The following is a 19,944-nucleotide window of genomic DNA, read 5'->3' as shown; positions in this document are numbered from 1 at the left end:
CGAGAATGGGGAGCGATAGCCGTCGATCAGAGCGGCACGATCGGGATGTTCCAGCCGAGAAACGCTGCCCGGCCGGGCGCCTCTTCAACGCCGTGAGGCAGACGATCGTCGAAGATGAACCAGTCACCCGCCTTCGGCTTGTGGCGGACCTTTCCGTGTCGGAAGGTTAGACCGTCGTTGTGCAGCACTACCATCAGCACCAGGCCCTCGTCGTCGGTGTGCATGTCTGCGGCAGCGGTCGCCACGAGCAGTTCTTCACGGCCCCGGAAGCCGCTGTCAGCGCGGCGGTAGCCGAGCGCAGCGAGATCCGGAAGCCACGCGGCACTGTCGCGGCTGGCCCACGGCGGGATCGCGAAGGTCTCGACCTGATCGCCGCAGAACTCGATTTCCTCGGCGGCGGTGTAGAACTCGCCAGCCAACTGGTCAGAGAGGCGAATGACGTGGCCAGGAAGCTGGACCGAGCCGAGAATGGAGCCGAGTGGCAGGGTCCCCGCGGCGCGTGCCGGGGTCCGGCGCTGATCGGTGTGAGCGAGATGCATGGTGAATTCCGTTCCTCGTGATCGGGTATGGAAGGATTATCCCAGGAGGCGCGTGCCATTCAAGGTCCTGCACGCGGGCCCGGACCGAATACTGCGTGATCTGATTCCCGAAAAAGCTCACCTGATTCCGAACAGGAATTGGCATCTCAAGTGGTCGAGGGAAAGCCGGGGAATGCGAGTTTCGCGGGATCTTGTATGGGGTATCCGCGCCACTATAGTGGGCGCATGGCAAGTCAGCCACCAACCAACAGGACATCCATGAACGAATAGAACCACGTCCGAATGGCACCCACGGAAACAACCGCTCCCGTGCATGCGCCGGTTGCAGTGATCACGGACCACGCGGGCAACGCTCTCGAAGTCGGCGCGATGTACTGTTGCACCTTCCTGGATCTCGATTCGCAAGGCGACGAGTTCGAGATCCACGGCAATCTGGTGCGCTACATCGGCGCTGCTGATCGCGGCCGGCTTATTTTCGCCGACGCCGACGACTGGATCGAGATTGACTGCGAATTCGACAGACTCATCCGGCAGGCCTGTCCGGTCATCGATCCGGCCGCGCACGGCTGGGGCGAGAAGCTGCACTAAAATTCGATCACGCCGTATAGGCAATCTCCGGATATTTAGAAAATGGGCCAGAATTCCACCCAAGTCGCGACGACCGGCAACATCCTCGAGCAGGGCGTCGTGCCGAACGTCCTCTGCGAGTTCAAGGCGATGCGCGAAGTCGGCATGAACGTCCCGGCGAAGGCTGAAGCGTACGTGCGCGAGAACGAGCGATCGCTGCAGGACTACTACGATGGCGGAATGTCGTATTCGGAGATCGCAGACCACGTATGCCTGGTCGCGTAAGACTTCTTAACCATGACACGCAGGAGCTGATATGTTCACGCAAGCGAAGAGTGACCTGAGGAACCTCATCAAGCTGGTCGCCGAGACTGAGCGATACGACGCGACGCTCGCAGCGAAACCCGAAATCGTCCCGACTGAAGAAGCGCGCCAGGATCGGCGTCGCAAGGAACGCTGGAAGCTCGAACTGATGGAAAAATACGAGCTGCTCTAGGGCTCACCTGGACCCTGACCTACGCGAAGCATCGATTCGATGCAAGCGATCCAGACGCCGCGCGAGATCGCCGAGCGCCGGGAACGTCTGGGCACGAACGGATATGCCGATCGAGCGGCTCAACTGTCAACGAGGGAATCGTGGCAAACAACAAGGTATGGAACCTCATGTACGCCCTGGGCAATACAGGCCGGATCGTGGGTGACTCGGACAACCCGCAGGCCCGTAAGACGGCCCTGGAAGGTGCGGCAGTGGTCGACAAAAACGGGTGGCGTGTCTGGGTCGAGCATCATCAGACTGGCGAGCGTCTGTACGAGAACGACCCCGAGAAAGCGCACCGCGCTGCTACGGTGGCTTAGGAGAAGGAATCGTGGATCACTTCCGTCCGAGAAACGAACCGGCGCGCAGCATTTACGACGCGCTGATGACCGAGGCCTCGAAACGAAAAGGACGATCAGCCGACGAATGGATGATCGCCGAGCGTGCCGAAGTCTTTCGCGAAGCAACCGGCCAGGCGCAGAAGCTCAGCCTGCGCTCGCCCTCGATCGAGGAAGTCGAGCGTCAGGAGCAACTTGCCATGGGGCATAGCGACTACGCGGCCAAGTGGGCGATCGGCGTTGCGGACCTGATGACCCACTAACGCGAAAACGTACACGGTACCGCACAAGTCCGGTGAGAAACTTACCGGTAGAGCGAGGGCCGAGAACGACGCCCGGAAGATCGCAGTGAGTGGCAACGGTGCGCGCAATGCCGGGACGGGCGAACGCGCCGCGTTTCCGACGCAGATTTATCCGGACAACGGCGTGAAAATTTTGCTGGTCAAGGAGGTCGATCAGCAGAGCAACGGGGAAAAATGAAAATGGGAATCGTGGGCGAGAAGCTGCAAGGGTTGCGCAAACAGGTACAGGGCTGGCGCGAAGATGGGAGGCTGGGCGACATCATGACCGTCCTCATGATCGTCATGGCGGCACTTGTGAGCCTGATCGGGCCGGCGGCCAGCAGTCTTTCCCCGTCCGTCCTGACCGTCTACCAATGGGCTAATACGATCGGGGCGCTCTGGATTGCGCAGTGGGCAATCTTCAGTCTCGTGCGCGACGGTCGGGACGCGAACGTTTGGAGTTTTGCGGCTCGTTCCGTGGAACGGATCTGCGCACTGTTCTTCCTGCTCGGAAGCATCCGCATGTTCGGGCCGCAGATCGACTCCCTCATCGACGTCACGCTGGCGTCGCCTCGTACGGCTCTGGAAATCGTGTTCGCCGTCCTCGGATTGGCTGCTGTGTTCTTTGCTACCAGCCGGCCAACGTCGACGACGTCTCTCTACAGTATCGGGTGGGCGTCGGCATCGGCGCAGGTTGCTCCGCCGCGCGTGCCGGTTCCGGTCGAGGATATCCGCAGTACGAGCGTTCACGAGGCAGGGCATGCACTGATCTATGCAGCGCTTCCGAAATTGCCGGATGACTTCGAAGTGTCAGTCATGACGATGCTGGCGCCGACCGACGTGTTTGCCGGGTATGTGCGGCATGCTGCCGCCGACCTCAAGACGACCGAGTCCGTGGCCTATCTGCGCATGATCGTCTACCGCGCGGGCATTTGCGCCGAGAAGGAAATTTTCGGGGAACGTTCGCTCGGAGGGCAGAGCGACAATGAGGAGTGGATGCACATCGCAACCCGATACCTCGGCGGTGGCCTGGGTGACGAGACATACTTCAAGAACCCCGAGGGAGAGGCCCAAGTCGCCCACAACCGGCAGGTACTGAAGGCTCTCCGGGATGAACAGGATGCCGAACTCGCCGCGTTCTTCACGGCGAACCACGAATTGCTGAATGAATTCGCGCAGCAGCTCGCGCGAGCCGCGACGATGAATGCCGAGCAGGTCGCTCCATATCTGGCACGCGTCACTTTCACCGGCCGTATCGCCCCGATGAAGAGCGAATGATAAGGATCAACCGATGACCGAGCCGAATACTGCAATGCCGAATCAACATGACCAGATCGACGCCGCCCGGCTTCTCCGGTTCGCGGAAGCCGCGACTCGGGGGCGGTGGAAGTGGTGGACGTCCAACAGCGTGCGCCGGCTCACCGCGGCCGACGGTCCGGACGGGGGAGTGGCGCAAGCCTACATGATTCCAGGCGAGAACACGGCCGACATCCGGATTTCCGCGGAAGACATGGCATTTATCGAGGCATGCAACCCGGAGGCGATTATTGCTCGGTTGAAGCGGCTCGAAACCCTGGAGCAGCGGGTGCGAATGATGCCGGTCGTAACGCTGGCCATTCAGGGAACACTGGACGAGCTCGGCCAGAGCGAGGAAGGCGGTTACGACATGACGATCGGCGTCGACGGTCGCAAGATTTCCGTGAGCGGTCTCGATCGGGAATCGACGCGCACACTGGCACGCGGACTGTTCGGGTCCATCCGTATGGACGTCACCGTGGAGGAATCCGATCCGGAAGGAAGCGTTTCTTGACGCGCTGCCGAACCTTTTCCTGCCCACTAGAATAAGCGTGAGGTACAGGCATTCTTGTTTCAGTTTTGGCCATTTTCTGAAACAAGCCCATGATGCCAGCCTCGAATCAGCCGCCTGTCGCCCAAACTCCCGAAGTCGATGCGCTTCTTGCCGCCGGCGCCGTGTGCGCGATCGGCGTGTCGGGCGGTCGAGACAGCCAGGCCTGCGCGCTAGCGACCCACGAATATCTGAACGCGATCGAGCATACAGGCCCGCGCGTCCTGGTCCACGCTGATCTCGGTCGCGTCGAATGGCGCGACAGCCTGCCGGTCTGCGAGCGTCTCGCCGAGTATCTCGACTATGAACTGCTGATCGCGCGTAGGGCAGCGGGCGACATGCTGGCTCGCTGGCAGGGCCGCTGGGCGGCAAACCTCGGCCGCTACCAGCAACTCGAATGCGTCAAGCTCGTGCTGCCGTGGAGCACACCGTCCATGCGCTTCTGTACGCATCGAGCTGAAGTCCGCGCCCATCGCGAGCGCTTCCCGGGTTGCCGATCGTCAGCGCGACTGGCGTCCGGCGCGAGGAGAGTGCCGCGCGTCAGCGGATGCCGGTGTCGGCGCCGAAGGCAAAGCTGGAACGCAAGAATGTGCCGGGATTGTCCTGGAATCCGATCATCGAGTGGAAGGCCGGCGACGTGATGGCCATGATCCAGCGCCATAACCTCGCTCTGCACGAGGCCTATACCCTCTATGGGACATCTCGTATCTCGTGCGCGTACTGCATCATGAGTTCTGAGGCTGATCTGTTGGCGGCGTCGATCCGAACAAAGAAGGCGCATTCCACGACCGTCACAGGATTGTCCGGACGGCGCATTGCGCCCGTCCTGACCGTAGCCGGGTAAGCTTTCCCGGGAGGGCCGGGTAATATGTGGGTATTGTGGGCGGCGCGTGTCAGGCCTCCCGGATGTGGCACAACTACAGGAGCTGTCGGCGGACCAACGCCGAAAGTGACGAGCGGAAATAGTGAGGGGAAAAATACCGTGCAGTGGAAAGAACAAGAGGGCCATTTCAGCTTCGAGGTCAAGCCGAGCCTGACCGGGACATATCGACTGAAGGACAGGAACGGAAACGTCGTGGAAGCGGAGTTCCGCAATGGAACGTGGTCGATCGACACTGCCGGGCTTGTTGGCTGGTCCGGCCGCTTCTGGGTATCGGACAAGGACCAGATCCTCGCGGCCAAGCGCAAGTGCGGCGGTTTTCGGGCGCACAAGGACAAGTCGTACACGCCGGCGGCGCGTAACGCAGTGAAGCTTGCGCGCTATTACGCCAATGAGAAGGGGAAGAAGGTCAGGGCAGTGGTGTACTACCTGATCGCTCACCGGATAGATTCAACCGTTCTCCAGGCCTTCGATCTGGAATGGCAAGCGACAAATGCCGCGAAGCTCCAGCGCTACCGTGCCGGCATCGACACACGGGTCGACAAGTTCTTCGTCAAGCGTGGCGCACCGGTGCGGTCGTCGGCGAGTGTCTGACGGGCGTCCAGGACAACTCCATGGCGACGCTCGAGCGTGCAATCCAGATCATGGTCGAGGTCCATTCAGGACAGGTAGACAAGGGCGGGAATCCCTACGTCCTGCATCCTATGCGCGTCATGCTCGCGGGGGACACCGACGACGAGCGCATGGTTGGTGCGCTCCATGACGCGATCGAAGACAGCCGGGGAGTGTGGACGGCAGCGAGGCTGCGGGCAGAAGGTTTTTCCGCGCGTGTCGTCGACGCGGTCGTATCCGTGACGCGGCTTCCGGGGGAGAGCTACGGCAACTTCATCCGGCGGGCCGCGACGGATCCGATCGGCAGGAAGGTCAAGCTGCGCGATATCGACGACAACAGCGATCTGTCGCGAATTCAAAATCCGACGCAGCGGGATCTCGATCGTGTTGTGAAGTACCGTCGCGCAATCACAGTGCTAACGGCTCAAAACTGAGTTCCTGGCAGGAACCTAAATGGAGAGATCCGGCGATTACGTTGGAATTCTGACAAAAAATTCCTCCTGATATAGCTTCCTGACAAGAAATTCGTATAGCATCGGTTCCTGAAAAATCTCACCTGACCTGCGCCACTCGAAAGCGCGGCTACCCCGAAACAGCGGACCTGTCGAGACGGGTTACGCGCTCAATCAGGTAAAGCACCGGCCATGCAATCGAATTACGACATCCCGACCGAGATTCGGGAACTGAACATGTCTTATCTCTTGCTCGCGCAACGTATGCTGCGCGAGGACCGCGACACAGGAATGTTCCGGCTGGGGATCTCTGCGGAGGTGGCCGATATCCTGGGCACTCTGACAATCGCCCAGGTCGTCAAGGTCGCGAATATCAACCAGCTGCTATGCCGGTTCAGGATGGACGATCGAACGTTCCTGTCCGCGCTGGCGGACAAGGGGCGTAGCGAGGTCCACCAGAACAGGCACGCTGCCATTCTCATGGCCGGCCAGCCGGCAGAACAACTGTAAGGCCATCGGTTGTCAGCGGCCAGTCAGATGCTCCAAGCATCGAGACAGTGCCATGCTGTACGGCCATTTCGGATCCGGCCTGACGGCGGGCTTGCCGCAATGCGAGCACATCTCGATCCAGCGCCCCGCGGTCTCTGCTTCTTGCAATAGCGTCGTTTCGAGATCGTCGTCGAGCGTTGCTGCCGACCAGCACTCGTCATCCAGCAGAACACGGAATCCGTCCCGCACGCGCGGCGCTCCCGAATAGAGGCCCGTGGCTAATGCGGCGATGCCGGCTTCGAGCTGAGCGATCGCGGCTTCATCGCCAGGTTCGGGAAAATGGCCGACGAAGGCTGCAACACGCGCGGCCGTATCCGACGTCCAATGCTCCATCCGATCGTCGAGACGTATTACGGCGCCGGCGGGAGCAAACACCTCGTACACCTCGTCGGAAGTATCCCGGGCACAGATCGACGTTTTACCGTCATTCAGGCAGACGAGGTAGACAAAGCCGAACCCGTCGGCATGTGGCGCGACATGCGGCGCCCACCCATACAGTTCGCAGTGTCCGGTGTTGTCGGTTCCGATCACGCGCTCAAGATCCTGGGATTCGCGGGAAAGCGCGACCGCCAGCGCCTCGACAGTGAAGCGGTGTTCAAGCGCCGCGGGCGGTATGCTGAGACGGCCGACAACGGCAAGCGGGGAGGGGGACGTACTTGGCATGGCCACAAGGATAGCAGCGACCTGCTGCGCAGCAAGGCACCACGCTGCGGCGCGTTGGAGTCCTCATGCGCTTCCTGACGGGAATTTAATGGGAAATATTGTGCGATCTCGAAAAACTATTTTGAGGGTACAGGAATTCCTGTGTATATTGGAACCGCTTCTCCCGTAAGTGGTAGGAAGTTAAAGGAAGCGCGGACGGATGCCCGGTCTGGAAACCCCAGCCGGGCATTTTTTTCGTCCTGCCAGAGCTGAAACAACCCTTCCGTTTACTTCCTAGCAGGAAATTTCTGGGCGAGATTTGTGGTAGGATCAACTCGACGGATTTTCATTGCCGTCCCTCGACTCGACGTCAATACGTCGATTGCCCTTGGGCCCCACGCTGGTATCCCCGTACTCAGCCTGGGGCCGATTTTTTGTCGGGGCTTGAACTGGAAGCGTCGCCCGGCACAATGAGTCGACACTATCCGATCGCAAGGCTCGTATGCCTGTATCTACCCGAAAACCCGCCATCCGCAGTCGTGCGAGTTCCGGCAAGTACGCTGATCGCGTGTGCTACGAGCACGACGCGACGGGAAACTACGACATTTTGATCGACGGCGAACTGCGGTTCCGACTCGAGCGCGAGAACCAGTTCCCGGAGTTCTGGTACCTCTACGCGGTCGTCAACGGTGCCCGAACCGATCCGAGCGTCGCATTTGAGATCCAACAATGGGACATCATTTCCCAACTGGAACGTGGAGAGCACTGGCTTCCGGCGGACCAGGTCGAACGAGAAGAGCGCGTGGCGCTGCATGCTGTACGGCGTGTCCGCTGGGCCTGATCATGGAGCGTGCGGGAAGGGTGAGAACTTGCAGGATGCATGGGCTTCAATTTCTCCGCAAATCTGCCGTTAACACCTGCGTTGATCTCATGGGCAACGTGGCTTCGAGGCTGCACACTGCCAGCTTCTTGCCCGGAAGGGTTATGGCAGGGCCAAAGGGAGGACTCCCGGGATTCAGGCTTTCCCGACTAAAGCAGGCACACGTCGCCCCTTGAAAAGGCGAAGTCAGTTTTTAGAATCAATCCGAATCAGATAAACCGAGGAGCCTCAATGAACTCTTTCATCCCGAATGTAAGCCCCGAAACGGCTCGCAAAGCCAAGATCGTCAAGTGGATCGTGATTGCTGCCGGGGTGGCGATTGCGGCGCCGGCGGCACTGCTACTGCTCAAGGGGCTGCTGGCCCTGGTTGCCGCAGGTGCTGTCGGCTTGGCGGCGATCTATCTCGGCCCGGTGGTCGAGATGAAGCTGCGCAACACGCAGGTCAAGATGGTCGTCGCCGAAGCGAAGGCCAACCCGATCGAAACGCTGATCAACCAACTCGCCGATAAGCGGCGTGCGGCCGCGGATTTCGCCGACCGCATCACCGAGTTCCGTACGGAGGTCAAGAATTTCCAGGACAAGGTTGGTCTGTTCGAAAAGCAGTATCCGGACGATGCACCGCGTTTCCGTTCGCAACTCGCCACGATGCAGCAGCTTTTGCATTTCCGTGAGGATCGCTACAAGCAGGTGAACGCGGAGCTCGACAATTTCGCGCATGCGATCGACCGAGCCAGGGCAATGTGGGATATGTCGCAAGCCGCGCAGCGCATGAACAAGGTCGCCGGCCAGCAATCGGGCGACACGTTCGAACAAATCAAGACTGAAGCGTCGATCGATTCCGTCATGAAGTCCGTCAACATGGCATTCAGCCAGATGGAAACTGCTCTTCTGGACAACCCGGAAGTCAAGCAGGCGCAGCAGGCCGCGCTTGCACAAGACACGCAACCGGCGATCGCGACCGATCCGCGCGTGTCGCTGCCTTCGCAACGCGCGCAGCAGTAAAACTTACCGCAACGACCTAGCGAGGAAACATGAAGAATATCGGGAAAATTCTCGGCGCCGCCGCGTTCATCGTGGTCATTGGCGTGGTTTGGCTTTTCCAGCAGGGCGGCCTGTCGAAGCTGACGGGCGGTCAGCAATCGGCCAGCATTCAGACTCAAGGTACGCCGGGCGGATTCGATGCGAGCTCCGCGGCAGCGGCTGTGGCACGGGCGCCGGCGGCCAATACGGTGGCTCTGCCCGCCGGTTATAAACCGGACTCGGACACACTCAAGGCGATCATCAAGAATGGCCTCGTGAGGGTCTCAGTCCAGAACCCGAGCGCACCGTTCTACGACGACGAGAACGGCGGCCCAGCTCACGGCTTCAATGTCGATTTCGCAAAGTTGCTGTTCGCCGATCCATCCTTCAACCCGGATGGGAAGCAGGTGCAGGTCGACATGCATCACGAGGTCGATACGTACGCGGGTGTGCCCAAGCAACTGCTTTCGAACGATGCGGACGGCAATCATGGCGTCGATATCGCGATGGACGGTCTGACGTTCCAGGACAATCGTCCGGTTCAAGGGGTGGTGTACACGGTTCCCTACATCGACGACTTCGGCTACTCGCTGATCGTGCGCTCGGGTTCACCGATTCGCACGGCGGCAGATCTCGCAGGCAAGCGCGTGGGCATCCTCAAAGGCGATCCGGACGTACGCGCCTTCGTGACGAGCCAGTATCCGAACACGACGGTTATCGAGGAAGACGATTCCGATCCCGCCTTCATCCAGAAGAGCGTCGACAGCGGTGCAGTGGACGCGTTCATTTACGACTACCCGTTTGCGGTCGACTCGATCAAGCGATCGGACCTGCGGTTTGCGATCACGAAGCTTGACGGCTCGAACATCGCTTACAAGATCGGTGTGCGTGCACAAGACCAGGAACTGCTGATCTACTTGAATGCTGCGATCGCGAAGGTCAAGCAGTCGCCCGCCTATCTCGATCTGCTGCGCAAGTACTTCATCAGCAACCAGACGCAAACCCGGGCCGCGAGCGCCGGCGAGCACGCCTATACGGTGCACCAGCGTGACACGCTCAACCTGATCGCGTCCAACCAGCTCGGCGACGGTCAGCGGTACCGCGAAATTCAGACCCGGAACAACATCCCGAATCCGAATTTGATCTTGGTCGGGCAGAAACTGGTGATTCCGGCTCGCTGATTGTTTTCTCGGCTCAAGGAGGTGGCTACCTTACCTCGATTGAGGTAGCCGACTCCTAACCAAGCGTAAGCAAAAAAACTTTCAAACTCGGCGCGATCCAATTGCGCGTCGAACAACGCTGAAGTACTCAACGGCATGATCTTCGACGATTTCGATAGCTGGGATGGACTGAGCGGCCTGGGCGCGTTTGCAACCATCTTCGGCTGGGGCGCCGTGGCGTACTGCGCGTACGCGTTCGGGTTCCAGAGTGGAGTAGGGGCAGCAAAGCCTTGCACGGGTCCGACGCCAACGTGCGTTGTGCAGGAAAAGAAGGGCTGGTTTGGCATCGGATACCACGTCGTTCAACCGCTTCAGGCGAAGCAGCCGAATGGCTCCGCGGCGGACAATAAACAGGGGCGAGGGGCTGGATAAACAGCGGGCTGCTAGTGCGAAGCCGCTAAAGGCCCAGTTTCTGACACCCAGCACGAGTACCTCACAGGAGAGTGAACCGATGAAAGCCAAGATTATCGTGGGAATGCTGGTTGCATGCCTGAGTGCGCATGCCGCTTCATTTGACTGGAGCGCGAAGTCGATCCAGGTCGAGAAGCAGTACAGTTCGCGAGAATGGGGAGCATGGGATCCGATATCGCTGGGGCAGAACTCATCGTATAGCGGAGATGGCGTTGGCGACCCCAACACGGATCTGAATCTGCATGCTTTTGTGGTCGACGGCAAGGTTCTGATCAATCGAAAGCTGACCGTGAACTGCAGAGCCCGCAAGATTTTCGAAAGCGGGTTCGACGAGTCGGTTCTGAACATGCCGTGGGAAGTCGAGATTCATTCGCCTTGCGGCACGTGGCGCTACACCCTGGTCGATACGGCTAAGGCCATGCGGCCGCGCTTGGCCGCACCGGGGGAAGTGATCCCCACCAAAAAATAACGCTGCCTTGTGGCGGCGAAATGAAGAGGCAATCCAGAGGGATGAGTATGTCCACCATCACGATTCAGACGAAGCTATGGCACCGCCTTGCCGACGTCATTTCAGACATGGGAGCCACCACCCGGCGTTCAAAGGAACGGCGGTAGGCCGCGATCTTGACGTGCTGGGCAGTGCGATCAAGTATGGCGTTCCGCCATACGAAGGTGCCAGCCTGAGCGCGCATCACCAACGGCTGGTCCATGAAGCTAAAGCCGTTGCCGAAAAGCATGGTGGCATCCGGACGGGACTCTCCCCGGTCGAGGGGTTCGTCGAGACTGCGGAGAAGCTGCTAGGCCTGTGGAATGACCGCTGATCAACGCGGCGAGATTGCCGGGCGATTTCCCCAACCGCCCGGCGAGAATCTCACTCATCGTCATTGGCCGCAGGTGCTGAATCGGCGTCGTCGGCGGCCAGCGGCGGATCCTTCTTCTCTGCCTCACTGAGCCGGTCCATCAGCTCCTTGATCTTCAGGCGCGTCTCCTCTTTGAGATGGCTGTAGGCCGGGTCAGCCTCGAGCTCACGAACCGCCGTCACGAGACGGGGTGCGATTTTCTTCGTCACGCGCTTGACCAGTGCGCCCGGGAGGTCGCGCGGCCGCACGCGCTCCTTGCCATCCGTCGCGCGCTGCAGGAACGACAGCGCATTGGCCTTGTGCTTCCGGATCTGCTTGATCGCCTCCGTGCCGGAGATCTTGTCTTCGGCGACGATCTCGTGGATTCCGCGATCGGCGCTTGCCAGCAGAAGCAAGCCCTCGATGTAGTAGGGGGTGAGTTCGCCTTGGCTGTCTTGCATCTCCGCAGCGATCTCCTCCGGAGACATACCGTCGACGGTGTTCAGGCGGTGTGCCAGGATAGCCTTCTCGAGAACGGTCAGGGGCTCCTTGTCATTGCGCCTGATCACGCCGAGGTTGAGCGACTTGCTGTCGGCTTTGTCCGTAATGGTGACCGGTACGCGCTCGATACGCGGCTTTCCTTCCTCCACTCGGTACTGGTTGGCCAGGAACACTGCATCGAGGCGGCGGTGGCCGTCGTGCAGGCAGATGATGTGCTGGCCGTTCTCGTAGATGAGGAAAACCGTCAGCGTCTGAGTCTCGTCGAAGCCGTCGCGGGCCATGTCGCGAGCCAGCTTTTCGATGCCGAGGCGGTACTTCTTGGTCTTGATGCGCGGGTTGAAGTTGTCGATCACCCGGATCTTCTCGATGAGCGGGCGATACAGGTCGGCAGACTTCGTACCCTCGAACGCTTTCTTCTTCACGCCGGACTGGAATGCGAGATCGACGTCCAGAGGGATGACAAGCTGTTCGCCCATCACCGGAGAATTGCCCTTCCGCTTGTTCATGTTCAGCTCCTGTAGGTTAGGCCAACTCGCAACGCACACGTCGCTGCGAGCCAGACAGATCCCATGCTAAACATCACAAACTCAGTTTCTAGGGGGCGCGCGCCGATTTCGCACCGACTACATGGGGCTGGTTTCGGTTGTATGGCGTGATAGGCTTTCATTCAGTCGATTGAGTTCCCAGCAGGAAGAATCTCGCCGCTGAGACTCAAGTCATGGCGTCCGACTGCCGTAAATTACAGGACGGGAATTGATCGGGTCATCGAGCGGAACGGGCTGGCACGACGAGTCGCTTGCGTACGAGGGAACGGAGCTATATGGGAAGGTATCAAGCTGAATATGCGTGGGAAAAGATCAAGCGATTTGATCTGGTGCTTGCTGTCGAGGCCATGCTGGAATCCGAGGTCACGACCTTTTCCCGGCCGGTCGAAAACGGCGAGCTGGGCGTGGTGAACATTCAATTCACCAAGGATCCGGAATACCTGAAGGATGCCGGGGAGCACTTTGGGCGGTTGGAGTCGCTGCGGATTTTGTTCAAGGACGTCGCGCCGGAAGACCGATTCAACTTCCAGAGCAGCTTGGATGCGACTGATGCTCAGTACAACATCAACGTCAAATACAGGCTTCCGCTTCTCAGTGCAAAGTTTGTGCAAGAGAGCGAACGGACATTCCTGAAGCGCATGGCGCTGTTCGACCTCGGCTTCTTGCTCGGGCAGGCGCTCGATAGTGACTACTACCAAGGCCTACTGCTCAAGAAGTTCCCGGATCCGCGGCACAAATGGGAGCGCGCCATTCGTAGCCGCGTTCCCTTCCTGGACAACGCAGCCCGGATCTACGTGCCGCCGCGTCCCAAACACGAACCGCTTCAAAACAGAAAGTACTTCGACCGATAAGGGCCGGTATGCTGCATCATCTCCTCCACACGATCATCATCAGCGCGATCACGGCGCTTTCCGTACACGCTGCCGGGGCAGTCATATTCGGGGAGCGCGCGAAGCGTTTCCCGATCGGAGTCGTCCTCTCTGCGCTCTTTGTTGGCCCGTGGTGGGCAGCGTTATCTGCAGGAACGATGGCGCACCTGCTGGCCGTCATCATCGAGAATCTGTTTCGCCGTAAAAAGTCCCCGAAAGGCCTGCCTTTCGCGGCCGGCGCGGCGTGCCTTGCGTTGACCTTCGGCTTCAATATGACCTTGGAGCACGCGGCTGACGATGTGATGAAATCGATCAATCAGAGCAACGATGCAGCCTGGACCAAGATCTCCAGCAGCGGCAAAGCAGGGCAGATGGTGGCCGCTCACTACAAACCGTGCGTCGACGAGAAGACGGTCGTGACGCAGGGCTACGGCCGGTTCGCGACGATGACGCTGGAGCCGAAAAACGGCCCGAACCAATGCGAGATGGACGTTGTCGCCCTGGCAAGGGTTGAGGGCGGTGATGGCTTCGCGCGGGACGTTGCGGCGGTCATCGACAATCTGCCGAACAGCCTGCAGCTGTCCCCGGATGCGCAGGCGAAACTGGACAACCTCACAAAGGACACGGCGGGCATCTAACCCGCGGTTTTTCTGGACAACCTCGTAGGCCGACAGGTTCAGAATGTCCGCGGGCACGTATTCATTTTTTGTAGCCGTGAACGAAATTGTAGCTGTCGGCATGAGGCATCGATTGCAACTTAGCCGAGCATTTCTTTCATGCTCGATAGGTCCTGATACGCGTGCGTCACCGTGAAACCGGCGCTCCTCGATTTCGAGAACAACGCACTCATCGCCTCAGCTGGTGACTTCGGCTTTTTCACCGGGATAGGATCGCCAACCCGAATGAATTCGCCCTGCGCTTGGACGCGCTCCGCGGCACATTCGATTCCACGCCAGTCTCCGACATCCTTTAGCTGCTTTTGGGCGACTTTCAGGAGGCGCTCGACCGCGTAGGCGCTCTGATACCACGTGCCGATCTGTTCCTTCGTCCAATCGGGGCGACCGCTGCCCACGCCAAGCACCGGAGCGATCGCACACGTCAGTGCGAGCCAGGATACTTCACGGGCGCCCAAGGCCTCGTAAATCAACATCGTAGCAAGCGATCTACTCTGGGCGCCCCAGTCTGTCGTGGCCGGCGCGTCGACCATCCCCTGATATCTGCTCCCCGGATATTCGCCGTTGGCGACGAGGACCATGTATCCGAGCGACACGACCGAGTAGGGCTGCAAGCCAGGCATGTTGGCTTTGACTGTAGCCCCCAGTTGTTCGGCAAGGCTCAAGGCACGTTGCCGCTCGTCTACTAGGACTTCGTTATCTTCCGTGTCTCCCTCATACCGCAGAGGCAAGCACTCGCTGATGGCCTGATCGACGAACCCATCGAGCGCCGAGGAGTTGATGTTGTCCAGTACAGCCGCCATCAATCTGTCGATACCCGCCCGCGTTCCCGCTGCGGCTTCGACTTCGGCCTTCCGCGTGGAAAGCATGTGCTCAACCGCGTCATGCCAGCGATTGCCCAGCGCAGGAACGCCAAGTTCGGAGCGAACCTCATCGAGCAACGCCGTGCCCAACGTGAAAGTCTCAAATAGAGACTCTTCGTCCAGCGTGCGTTGCTGTTCGTGCACATCGAACGAGGTCATCGCGAGATAGGTCTGCCCGCGTTCCGAAAATTCGGTCGCCCCTGCCAGCTGACAACCCGTCTCACCACGATACAGGCTGATGGTGGCAGGCCATTGGTCGTGATGCCACAGCGTCTTCAGCAGATCGCTTTCCTTGCCGTCTTTCAGTCGTTGAAGGCGGTAGCGCTCGATGAACCAGACGGGTTCGGACACCAGGGTGCCCACCGCACGACTTGCGGCGGGCGGCACGACGTCACCGCACAGCAAGCTCGCGAGGGCCGCATAGGCATCTGCTCCATCCGGGTCGAATACTCGCGGAATCATGCCGCCGAGTTTTTCAGCGACGATACAGCAACCTAGCACCTCGGCCTGCTGGGTGACGATCCACTTCACCTGCCATTGCTGTTGCCCGCCAATCGACGCGGCTAGATCACCACTGATCAGTGCGTCGGTCAGAGGTTGGCACGCCGCGGGCATAAGCGAATCCATCATGAACGAATCAACGGCATCTGAATCGTTTCCCAGCTTGCCTGCTTGCCGAAGGTCCTCAGCGAAGCCTTCCGGCAACATTTCGATTTGCGCGACGAGCTTTGACCAGAGGAAGACTCGGCGGTCGGGATAGATCGCCCACTTGTACGCTGGGACGCCCCTCTCAAGCAGGCGTGGGGTCTCTTCCGGCCAGGGCTCACGATGATTCATGAGATCCCCCATCTCGTCGTAGAAAAAGCCTTTCTTGGCGGCGTCTTCGATGGTGCGCCGCATCTTTTCTTCGAGACTGATTTCCGCCACGGCCAGTTCGTCCAGATGTAGCTTGGCAACAAGTCGCCGAGCCAGCAGCAGGTCGATGCCGTAGCGAACGAACATGCGCCACGCGACGCCTCTCGCAATTTTCTCCAGGCTCACTGAGCCGTCCGGTACCGAGAACGACGCGGTCGCTTCGTGCTGCGCGTCGTGCAGGCTGTTGTAGCCCAGCACGATGGCCAGCGAATTCTGAGCCTGCATCAGGGATTGATCACCGAGCGGCCATATTTTTCGCAGCGCCTTGGCGATCTTTGTGTACGAGCCATGCTCGAAGTCGGCATGAAGCAACGGGGTACGCATATCAACTCCTTCCGTAGCGCGGATCAGATTTCAGTGGCTGGCTCACCGTTATGCGCTACGCAGGGTTGTGTGCGTCTAACGGAATGGGGTGTTGCGTCTCACGGCACTGCCTTTGCCATTACCAGCGGCACGATCGAGATAGACCGATCCGAACAAGATACCGCTGGCCTTCGCGTTGCGTCAACCGCAGAATCTGGTTTAATGCTTCAATGTCGTGAACCGTCATCAACCGCGTATTCCGGATACCCGATTCTTCGCAACTCCAGGTGAAGTGACCGAACTATGGAGCATCCTGCCGACACCGCCCCGCGCTTCACGAAGTGGCACTGTCACTTCGAACTCGACTACCTGCTCGCCCAGTCCGACGCCATGCTCGCCAAGATGCTCAAGGGCGGAACTCCGGTCGAGATTCGGGTCCAGCTCATCTGCATGAGGGCGTCCGGAAAGCGTTTCCTGGTCGTGGGCGAATGTGATCACATCGGCCACGATGGGAAGTGCGCAGGACACCCTGGCAGCGACGGGGAACAATTTGGTTGAGGAGGCTGGCAACGGCTGGTAGCCAAGCGATCGGATCGACTGACCGGTCTCTGATTGACCGCATCAGCAATTTGTCGGGCCGACGGCACTGCCGCCGGCCCGTTTCGTTTCAGGCGTCGATGTAGGGGATCTCGAAGCCTTCCCACTCGGCAGACTTGCGCATGAGCCACACGCGCCGCGTGTAGTTGAGCAGGTCGTACTGGGCCGGATTCCCGGGGTAGATGTCGCTTTCGTCGAGCGCCAGCATCCGTTCGACTCCGGTCATGCTCGAGTCGGCCCGCATAGCGGCTGCCTTGCGCGCCTTCGCTGCGGCGATACGGTCCTCACCGTGCACCACGATGATCGGGTTGATCGGGGCGCCCCAGCCGCCGAAAAGCACTTCATGGCGCTTGGCCGGCACCGGGCGATCGACGGCATATCGAAGTCCCGCGCCATTAGGCGACAGGCCGGTGGTCAGCTCCCAGGCCGGCCACTCCCCATGTTTGAGTGTCCAGATCGGCGACTGGTCGGCCAGCTCGAGGAACTTGCGGCCGTTGAAGCTCTCGTCATCGAGCAACATCGTCATGATCTCTTCCGCAACGGAATTCATGCCGACCAGCGCGTAGAGGCACTGGTTCACGACCATGCTGGTGTTGCCGGGAGCCCCGCCAGTACCGTTCAACATACTGCCAAGGGTCGTCGGCCCGTCCAGCACGACATTCCGGACCTCCGGCTCTTCGACGAGCTCATAGTGCGGATAGGAGTGGGAGGTCGGGGGCCGGAAGCGCAGAGGTCGCTTGTCGCTCATGATCCGCAGCAGCAGCGCGGATTTGCTCGGGGCTGAGGGGTTAACGTGGCCGCTGCTGGGCAGGCCGCCGGACTTGACCACGCGTACGTGAAGATCGAGCGCCTTCGCGATTGCGTCGCGCGAAAGCTTGATCCCGGGAATCGAGGCTTCCAGATCCTCGCGGCGAGCGAGGAGGTTTTCGACGACAAGGTCGACGTCTTTCGGGCTATATGGCATGGTGAAACACCTGTTTCTGAAGAGGGCACGCCACATTGGGAATGTGCACCCCTCAACGATACCGGCGCCACCGTGGCGAACAAGCTCGATTCGGAGCCTAAAGCGGAACATTTCTGCGCCATCTCCGGCTCAGGATCCTCCTTTCAGGACTTCTTTCGCTTCGGCAATTGGGGTACGTAGTCGGCGATCGCGCGAACATGCTTGCCGTGGTGCGACGACGGCCAGAGCCCGAGCTTAGCGAGGCCCTGAACATAGTAGCGAAGCACGTCGTCAACGCACATGCCGGTATCGACCCGGAACATCGCCTCGTGGAAGCGCGAGAGGAAGTCGAAGTCGTGATGATGCTCGCCCGCCGACGTCTCGGGGTGTGCGTATTCATGCACCAACAGGGATACCAGCCAGGCTGTACCACGCTGGCGGATTCCGAGGAGGGATTCGCGTGCTACGGCGATGAACGTTGATCCGTCCGTCCACGCTTCCTTGGTGTCTGAGAGGCCGGCAACGATCTTCCGCGGCTCGGTACGCCAGTCGCTGCCCGGGTAGACGACGCGCTGGACTCGATGGTTGATCGAACGCAGGCACTCGAGTACAAGTCGCTCCTCTTTGCCGAGATCCTCGTCGTCGACGAATGACGCGGTATCGTTCAGCTGCTCGACGAAGTGGAAAAACGGTACGACCTTGATCGGCGCGTCGCCATCCCAGCTAAGGTGAAGCTTCGTTCGTAGCTTTGTGAGGACACGTGGGAGATTGTCGTCGGTCGCAGCAGCATTGGCGATCGTCAGCAGCTTCGGCATGACGACTTTCGCCAGTCCCTCGCGCTCAACTCGCTCGGCAATGCCCGTGTGGCGGCCATCAAAGAGAGTGAAGCACCGTCCGGCCAAACCTTCTTCCGGCGAGACGAGTTTCCCGAAAATATCGGGAATGAATCGTAGTTTGAAGATGGCTTTGACGGTTTTCCCATCCAGACTGACAGGAGAGAAGTAGATGTCGCGGAGGAGGGCGGCGGCCTCGTTGTCATTGAGCTTTTTTACGCGCGTGAGCTGAAACGCAAATCTCTCACGCACGACCTTGTCGATCGTCCGCCACACTGGGCACCGGTCCTCAAGCACGCTGTTGCGCGCAAGGTTGACCGCTAGGGGCACATTCGACGTGATTGCGCCGCCGATGCCATATCGATGGCTCGGATAGCTGTTGACAAGGATCCCGCGGTTGTAGAGTCGCAACTCGTGCGACTCCCGATCGAAGCGATATCGCGCATGCTCGTCTTGGAGATCCCACTTCGCGTCGGCCGGAAGCGTATTGATCTGTTGTCCGTTGACGAAGATCGGAATCGGCGCGTACCGGACAATCTGGCCGAGTCCGCCTCCCGGCCCAACGGGATAGCCCTCATCGTCCCGAGTGGTACCGACGAAGTACGTACGAAGGGAGTAGTCGCTCGTCTGGAATCCAACCTCGAAATTGTAGAACTGGCCCGTGATGCGACAACCGGCGTACGGCTCGGCGTACTCAACCAGGTCGTAGCCAGATTCAATGGATTCGTCCTCCAGATCCACGCGCATTTCGAAGTGACCGCTGCGCCATACGGTCGAGGCATAGGACATAATCTGACCTCGTCCGCACCTGAAACGACCGTAAAGGGCGTCACCGGCGACGTGCGGCGTACCGAAGGTCTCGAAGAACTGCTCGATTTCGTCCCGAGACTGGAACCCCTTGCCGTCGTCAACGAACTCGAACGCCCCCTTGGCATCGACCGTCAAGTCAATGCGGGTCGCGCCGGCGTCGATACTGTTCATCACGAGCTCGGCGACAGCTTTCGGCAGACTGCCAGACTGCTCATGGATGAGCGTCTTGATGATGGAAGAGTGGATCTTGAATGCGCGGCGCTGGGCGCCGGTGGGCGCGGTGGGCGCGGTGGGCGCGGTGGGCGCGGTGGCAGGGCTCATAGCTGATTGCGGGTTTGTTCGCAGAAGCTACTGACGATACCAGCCTGACCTGGATCAGCAATGGGGATTCGTGACCTGAAATCGGGGGGATTTGACGCGGAGAGCAGCGCCCCGATTTGTACGTTTGCCCCGAACCACCTCGACAGGCGTATGCCCCCG

26 protein-coding genes are annotated in these 19,944 nt (G+C 59.9%); 19 read left to right on the top strand and 7 right to left on the bottom strand.

Annotated features, from left to right (window positions below; translation table 11 throughout):
* Positions 1-26 precede the first annotated feature (26 nt).
* Complete coding sequence (locus G3O06_RS05150) at positions 27-539, bottom strand: hypothetical protein (RefSeq protein ID WP_205815263.1); 513 nt, start codon at positions 537-539, stop codon at positions 27-29.
* Between the two features lie 309 nt (positions 540-848).
* Between G3O06_RS05150 and G3O06_RS05145 the strand changes: the two genes are divergently transcribed.
* From G3O06_RS05145 to flhD, 12 genes are all read left to right on the top strand, one after another.
* Positions 849-1,127, top strand: coding sequence for a hypothetical protein (locus G3O06_RS05145; protein ID WP_205815262.1), 279 nt, complete (start codon positions 849-851; stop codon positions 1,125-1,127).
* A gap of 42 nt (positions 1,128-1,169) precedes the next feature.
* A complete protein-coding gene (locus G3O06_RS05140) occupies positions 1,170-1,391 on the top strand; it encodes a hypothetical protein (RefSeq protein ID WP_205815261.1) in 222 nt (73 codons plus the stop codon).
* A 31-nt stretch (positions 1,392-1,422) separates the two neighbouring features.
* Positions 1,423-1,602: a hypothetical protein gene (locus G3O06_RS05135; protein ID WP_205815260.1), complete on the top strand. Its 180-nt coding sequence runs from the start codon at positions 1,423-1,425 to the stop codon at positions 1,600-1,602.
* 140 nt (positions 1,603-1,742) lie between these two features.
* Positions 1,743-1,961: a hypothetical protein gene (locus tag G3O06_RS05130; RefSeq protein WP_205815259.1), complete on the top strand. Its 219-nt coding sequence runs from the start codon at positions 1,743-1,745 to the stop codon at positions 1,959-1,961.
* 11 nt (positions 1,962-1,972) lie between these two features.
* The gene (locus tag G3O06_RS05125) at positions 1,973-2,242 is read left to right on the top strand and encodes a hypothetical protein (RefSeq protein WP_205815258.1); all 270 of its coding nucleotides are present in this window, start codon (positions 1,973-1,975) and stop codon (positions 2,240-2,242) included.
* 85 nt (positions 2,243-2,327) lie between these two features.
* A complete protein-coding gene (locus G3O06_RS49630; protein ID WP_277403689.1) occupies positions 2,328-2,459 on the top strand; it encodes a hypothetical protein in 132 nt (43 codons plus the stop codon).
* On the top strand, positions 2,456-3,538 hold the full coding sequence (locus G3O06_RS05120) for a hypothetical protein (protein WP_205815257.1): 1,083 nt from the start codon (positions 2,456-2,458) through the stop codon (positions 3,536-3,538). The genes G3O06_RS49630 and G3O06_RS05120 overlap by 4 nt, the downstream gene beginning before the upstream one ends.
* A 13-nt stretch (positions 3,539-3,551) precedes the next feature.
* Entirely contained in the window at positions 3,552-4,070 is a 519-nt protein-coding gene (locus tag G3O06_RS05115) for a hypothetical protein (RefSeq protein WP_205815256.1), read from the top strand.
* A 526-nt stretch (positions 4,071-4,596) separates the two neighbouring features.
* Positions 4,597-4,950 (top strand): phosphoadenosine phosphosulfate reductase family protein, encoded by a 354-nt coding sequence (locus tag G3O06_RS48875; RefSeq protein WP_241019526.1) that lies wholly within the window; start codon positions 4,597-4,599, stop codon positions 4,948-4,950.
* Positions 4,951-5,088: 138 nt separating this feature from the next.
* On the top strand, positions 5,089-5,580 hold the full coding sequence (locus G3O06_RS05105; protein WP_205815255.1) for a hypothetical protein: 492 nt from the start codon (positions 5,089-5,091) through the stop codon (positions 5,578-5,580).
* Between the two features lie 20 nt (positions 5,581-5,600).
* Positions 5,601-6,032 (top strand): GTP pyrophosphokinase, encoded by a 432-nt coding sequence (locus G3O06_RS05100; protein WP_205815254.1) that lies wholly within the window; start codon positions 5,601-5,603, stop codon positions 6,030-6,032.
* Between the two features lie 210 nt (positions 6,033-6,242).
* On the top strand, positions 6,243-6,560 hold the full coding sequence (gene flhD, locus G3O06_RS05095) for a flagellar transcriptional regulator FlhD (RefSeq protein WP_205815253.1): 318 nt from the start codon (positions 6,243-6,245) through the stop codon (positions 6,558-6,560).
* Between the two features lie 12 nt (positions 6,561-6,572).
* Here flhD and G3O06_RS05090 read toward each other — a convergent pair whose 3' ends face one another.
* Entirely contained in the window at positions 6,573-7,262 is a 690-nt protein-coding gene (locus G3O06_RS05090) for a hypothetical protein (protein WP_205815252.1), read from the bottom strand.
* A 481-nt stretch (positions 7,263-7,743) separates the two neighbouring features.
* Between G3O06_RS05090 and G3O06_RS05085 the strand changes: the two genes are divergently transcribed.
* The 4 genes from G3O06_RS05085 (at position 7,744) to G3O06_RS05070 (ending at position 11,241) form a co-directional block, all read left to right on the top strand.
* Complete coding sequence (locus G3O06_RS05085; RefSeq protein WP_205815251.1) at positions 7,744-8,082, top strand: hypothetical protein; 339 nt, start codon at positions 7,744-7,746, stop codon at positions 8,080-8,082.
* A 270-nt stretch (positions 8,083-8,352) separates the two neighbouring features.
* The gene (locus G3O06_RS05080) at positions 8,353-9,123 is read left to right on the top strand and encodes a hypothetical protein (RefSeq protein ID WP_241019525.1); all 771 of its coding nucleotides are present in this window, start codon (positions 8,353-8,355) and stop codon (positions 9,121-9,123) included.
* A gap of 29 nt (positions 9,124-9,152) precedes the next feature.
* Positions 9,153-10,322: a transporter substrate-binding domain-containing protein gene (locus tag G3O06_RS05075; RefSeq protein ID WP_241019524.1), complete on the top strand. Its 1,170-nt coding sequence runs from the start codon at positions 9,153-9,155 to the stop codon at positions 10,320-10,322.
* Positions 10,323-10,812: 490 nt separating this feature from the next.
* On the top strand, positions 10,813-11,241 hold the full coding sequence (locus G3O06_RS05070) for a hypothetical protein (protein WP_205815250.1): 429 nt from the start codon (positions 10,813-10,815) through the stop codon (positions 11,239-11,241).
* A 64-nt stretch (positions 11,242-11,305) separates the two neighbouring features.
* Here the strand turns inward: G3O06_RS05070 and G3O06_RS05065 are convergent, their stop codons facing one another.
* Together G3O06_RS05065 and G3O06_RS05060 are read right to left on the bottom strand one after the other, a co-directional pair.
* Complete coding sequence (locus tag G3O06_RS05065; RefSeq protein WP_205815249.1) at positions 11,306-11,509, bottom strand: hypothetical protein; 204 nt, start codon at positions 11,507-11,509, stop codon at positions 11,306-11,308.
* Positions 11,510-11,643: 134 nt separating this feature from the next.
* Positions 11,644-12,618 carry a hypothetical protein gene (locus G3O06_RS05060; RefSeq protein WP_205815248.1) on the bottom strand — a complete coding sequence of 325 codons (975 nt, stop codon included), beginning with the start codon at positions 12,616-12,618 and terminating at the stop codon, positions 11,644-11,646.
* A gap of 314 nt (positions 12,619-12,932) precedes the next feature.
* Between G3O06_RS05060 and G3O06_RS05055 the strand changes: the two genes are divergently transcribed.
* Entirely contained in the window at positions 12,933-13,508 is a 576-nt protein-coding gene (locus G3O06_RS05055) for a hypothetical protein (RefSeq protein WP_025496421.1), read from the top strand.
* 8 nt (positions 13,509-13,516) lie between these two features.
* Entirely contained in the window at positions 13,517-14,164 is a 648-nt protein-coding gene (locus G3O06_RS05050) for a hypothetical protein (protein WP_205815247.1), read from the top strand.
* 119 nt (positions 14,165-14,283) lie between these two features.
* Here G3O06_RS05050 and G3O06_RS05045 read toward each other — a convergent pair whose 3' ends face one another.
* Positions 14,284-16,302, bottom strand: coding sequence for a hypothetical protein (locus tag G3O06_RS05045; protein ID WP_205815246.1), 2,019 nt, complete (start codon positions 16,300-16,302; stop codon positions 14,284-14,286).
* Positions 16,303-16,584: 282 nt separating this feature from the next.
* Here G3O06_RS05045 and G3O06_RS05040 point away from each other — a divergent pair, with 282 nt between their 5' ends.
* Positions 16,585-16,839 (top strand): hypothetical protein, encoded by a 255-nt coding sequence (locus G3O06_RS05040; protein WP_205815245.1) that lies wholly within the window; start codon positions 16,585-16,587, stop codon positions 16,837-16,839.
* Positions 16,840-16,948: 109 nt separating this feature from the next.
* Here the strand turns inward: G3O06_RS05040 and G3O06_RS05035 are convergent, their stop codons facing one another.
* Both G3O06_RS05035 and G3O06_RS05030 read right to left on the bottom strand, forming a co-directional pair.
* Positions 16,949-17,842 (bottom strand): hypothetical protein, encoded by an 894-nt coding sequence (locus tag G3O06_RS05035; protein WP_205815244.1) that lies wholly within the window; start codon positions 17,840-17,842, stop codon positions 16,949-16,951.
* A 143-nt stretch (positions 17,843-17,985) separates the two neighbouring features.
* Positions 17,986-19,785, bottom strand: coding sequence for an ATP-binding protein (locus G3O06_RS05030; RefSeq protein WP_205815243.1), 1,800 nt, complete (start codon positions 19,783-19,785; stop codon positions 17,986-17,988).
* Between the last annotated feature and the right edge of the window lie 159 nt (positions 19,786-19,944).

The organism is Burkholderia sp. Ac-20345 (assembly GCF_017104825.1).
In the GTDB taxonomy this organism is placed as follows: domain Bacteria; phylum Pseudomonadota; class Gammaproteobacteria; order Burkholderiales; family Burkholderiaceae; genus Burkholderia; species Burkholderia lata_B.
Note: the sequence above shows the minus strand (reverse complement) of the source record. Positions and strands in the feature narration are given on the sequence as shown.

Excerpts from the sequence above, each read along its gene's own strand:
- G3O06_RS05090 (WP_205815252.1), bottom strand. The coding sequence starts at position 7,262 with ATGCCAAGTACGTCCCCCTCCCCGCTTGCCGTTGTCGGCCGTCTCAGC.
- G3O06_RS05040 (WP_205815245.1), top strand. The coding sequence starts at position 16,585 with ATGGAGCATCCTGCCGACACCGCCCCGCGCTTCACGAAGTGGCACTGT.
- G3O06_RS05140 (WP_205815261.1), top strand. The coding sequence starts at position 1,170 with ATGGGCCAGAATTCCACCCAAGTCGCGACGACCGGCAACATCCTCGAG.
- G3O06_RS05120 (WP_205815257.1), top strand. The coding sequence starts at position 2,456 with ATGAAAATGGGAATCGTGGGCGAGAAGCTGCAAGGGTTGCGCAAACAG.
- G3O06_RS05030 (WP_205815243.1), bottom strand. The coding sequence starts at position 19,785 with ATGAGCCCTGCCACCGCGCCCACCGCGCCCACCGCGCCCACCGCGCCC.
- G3O06_RS05075 (WP_241019524.1), top strand. The coding sequence starts at position 9,153 with ATGAAGAATATCGGGAAAATTCTCGGCGCCGCCGCGTTCATCGTGGTC.
- G3O06_RS05135 (WP_205815260.1), top strand. The coding sequence starts at position 1,423 with ATGTTCACGCAAGCGAAGAGTGACCTGAGGAACCTCATCAAGCTGGTC.
- G3O06_RS05060 (WP_205815248.1), bottom strand. The coding sequence starts at position 12,618 with ATGAACAAGCGGAAGGGCAATTCTCCGGTGATGGGCGAACAGCTTGTC.
- G3O06_RS05070 (WP_205815250.1), top strand. The coding sequence starts at position 10,813 with ATGAAAGCCAAGATTATCGTGGGAATGCTGGTTGCATGCCTGAGTGCG.
- G3O06_RS05150 (WP_205815263.1), bottom strand. The coding sequence starts at position 539 with ATGCATCTCGCTCACACCGATCAGCGCCGGACCCCGGCACGCGCCGCG.
- G3O06_RS05115 (WP_205815256.1), top strand. The coding sequence starts at position 3,552 with ATGACCGAGCCGAATACTGCAATGCCGAATCAACATGACCAGATCGAC.
- G3O06_RS05050 (WP_205815247.1), top strand. The coding sequence starts at position 13,517 with ATGCTGCATCATCTCCTCCACACGATCATCATCAGCGCGATCACGGCG.
- G3O06_RS05085 (WP_205815251.1), top strand. The coding sequence starts at position 7,744 with ATGCCTGTATCTACCCGAAAACCCGCCATCCGCAGTCGTGCGAGTTCC.
- G3O06_RS05065 (WP_205815249.1), bottom strand. The coding sequence starts at position 11,509 with ATGCTTTTCGGCAACGGCTTTAGCTTCATGGACCAGCCGTTGGTGATG.
- G3O06_RS05080 (WP_241019525.1), top strand. The coding sequence starts at position 8,353 with ATGAACTCTTTCATCCCGAATGTAAGCCCCGAAACGGCTCGCAAAGCC.
- G3O06_RS05045 (WP_205815246.1), bottom strand. The coding sequence starts at position 16,302 with ATGCGTACCCCGTTGCTTCATGCCGACTTCGAGCATGGCTCGTACACA.
- G3O06_RS05055 (WP_025496421.1), top strand. The coding sequence starts at position 12,933 with ATGGGAAGGTATCAAGCTGAATATGCGTGGGAAAAGATCAAGCGATTT.
- G3O06_RS05100 (WP_205815254.1), top strand. The coding sequence starts at position 5,601 with ATGGCGACGCTCGAGCGTGCAATCCAGATCATGGTCGAGGTCCATTCA.
- flhD (WP_205815253.1), top strand. The coding sequence starts at position 6,243 with ATGCAATCGAATTACGACATCCCGACCGAGATTCGGGAACTGAACATG.
- G3O06_RS05035 (WP_205815244.1), bottom strand. The coding sequence starts at position 17,842 with ATGCCATATAGCCCGAAAGACGTCGACCTTGTCGTCGAAAACCTCCTC.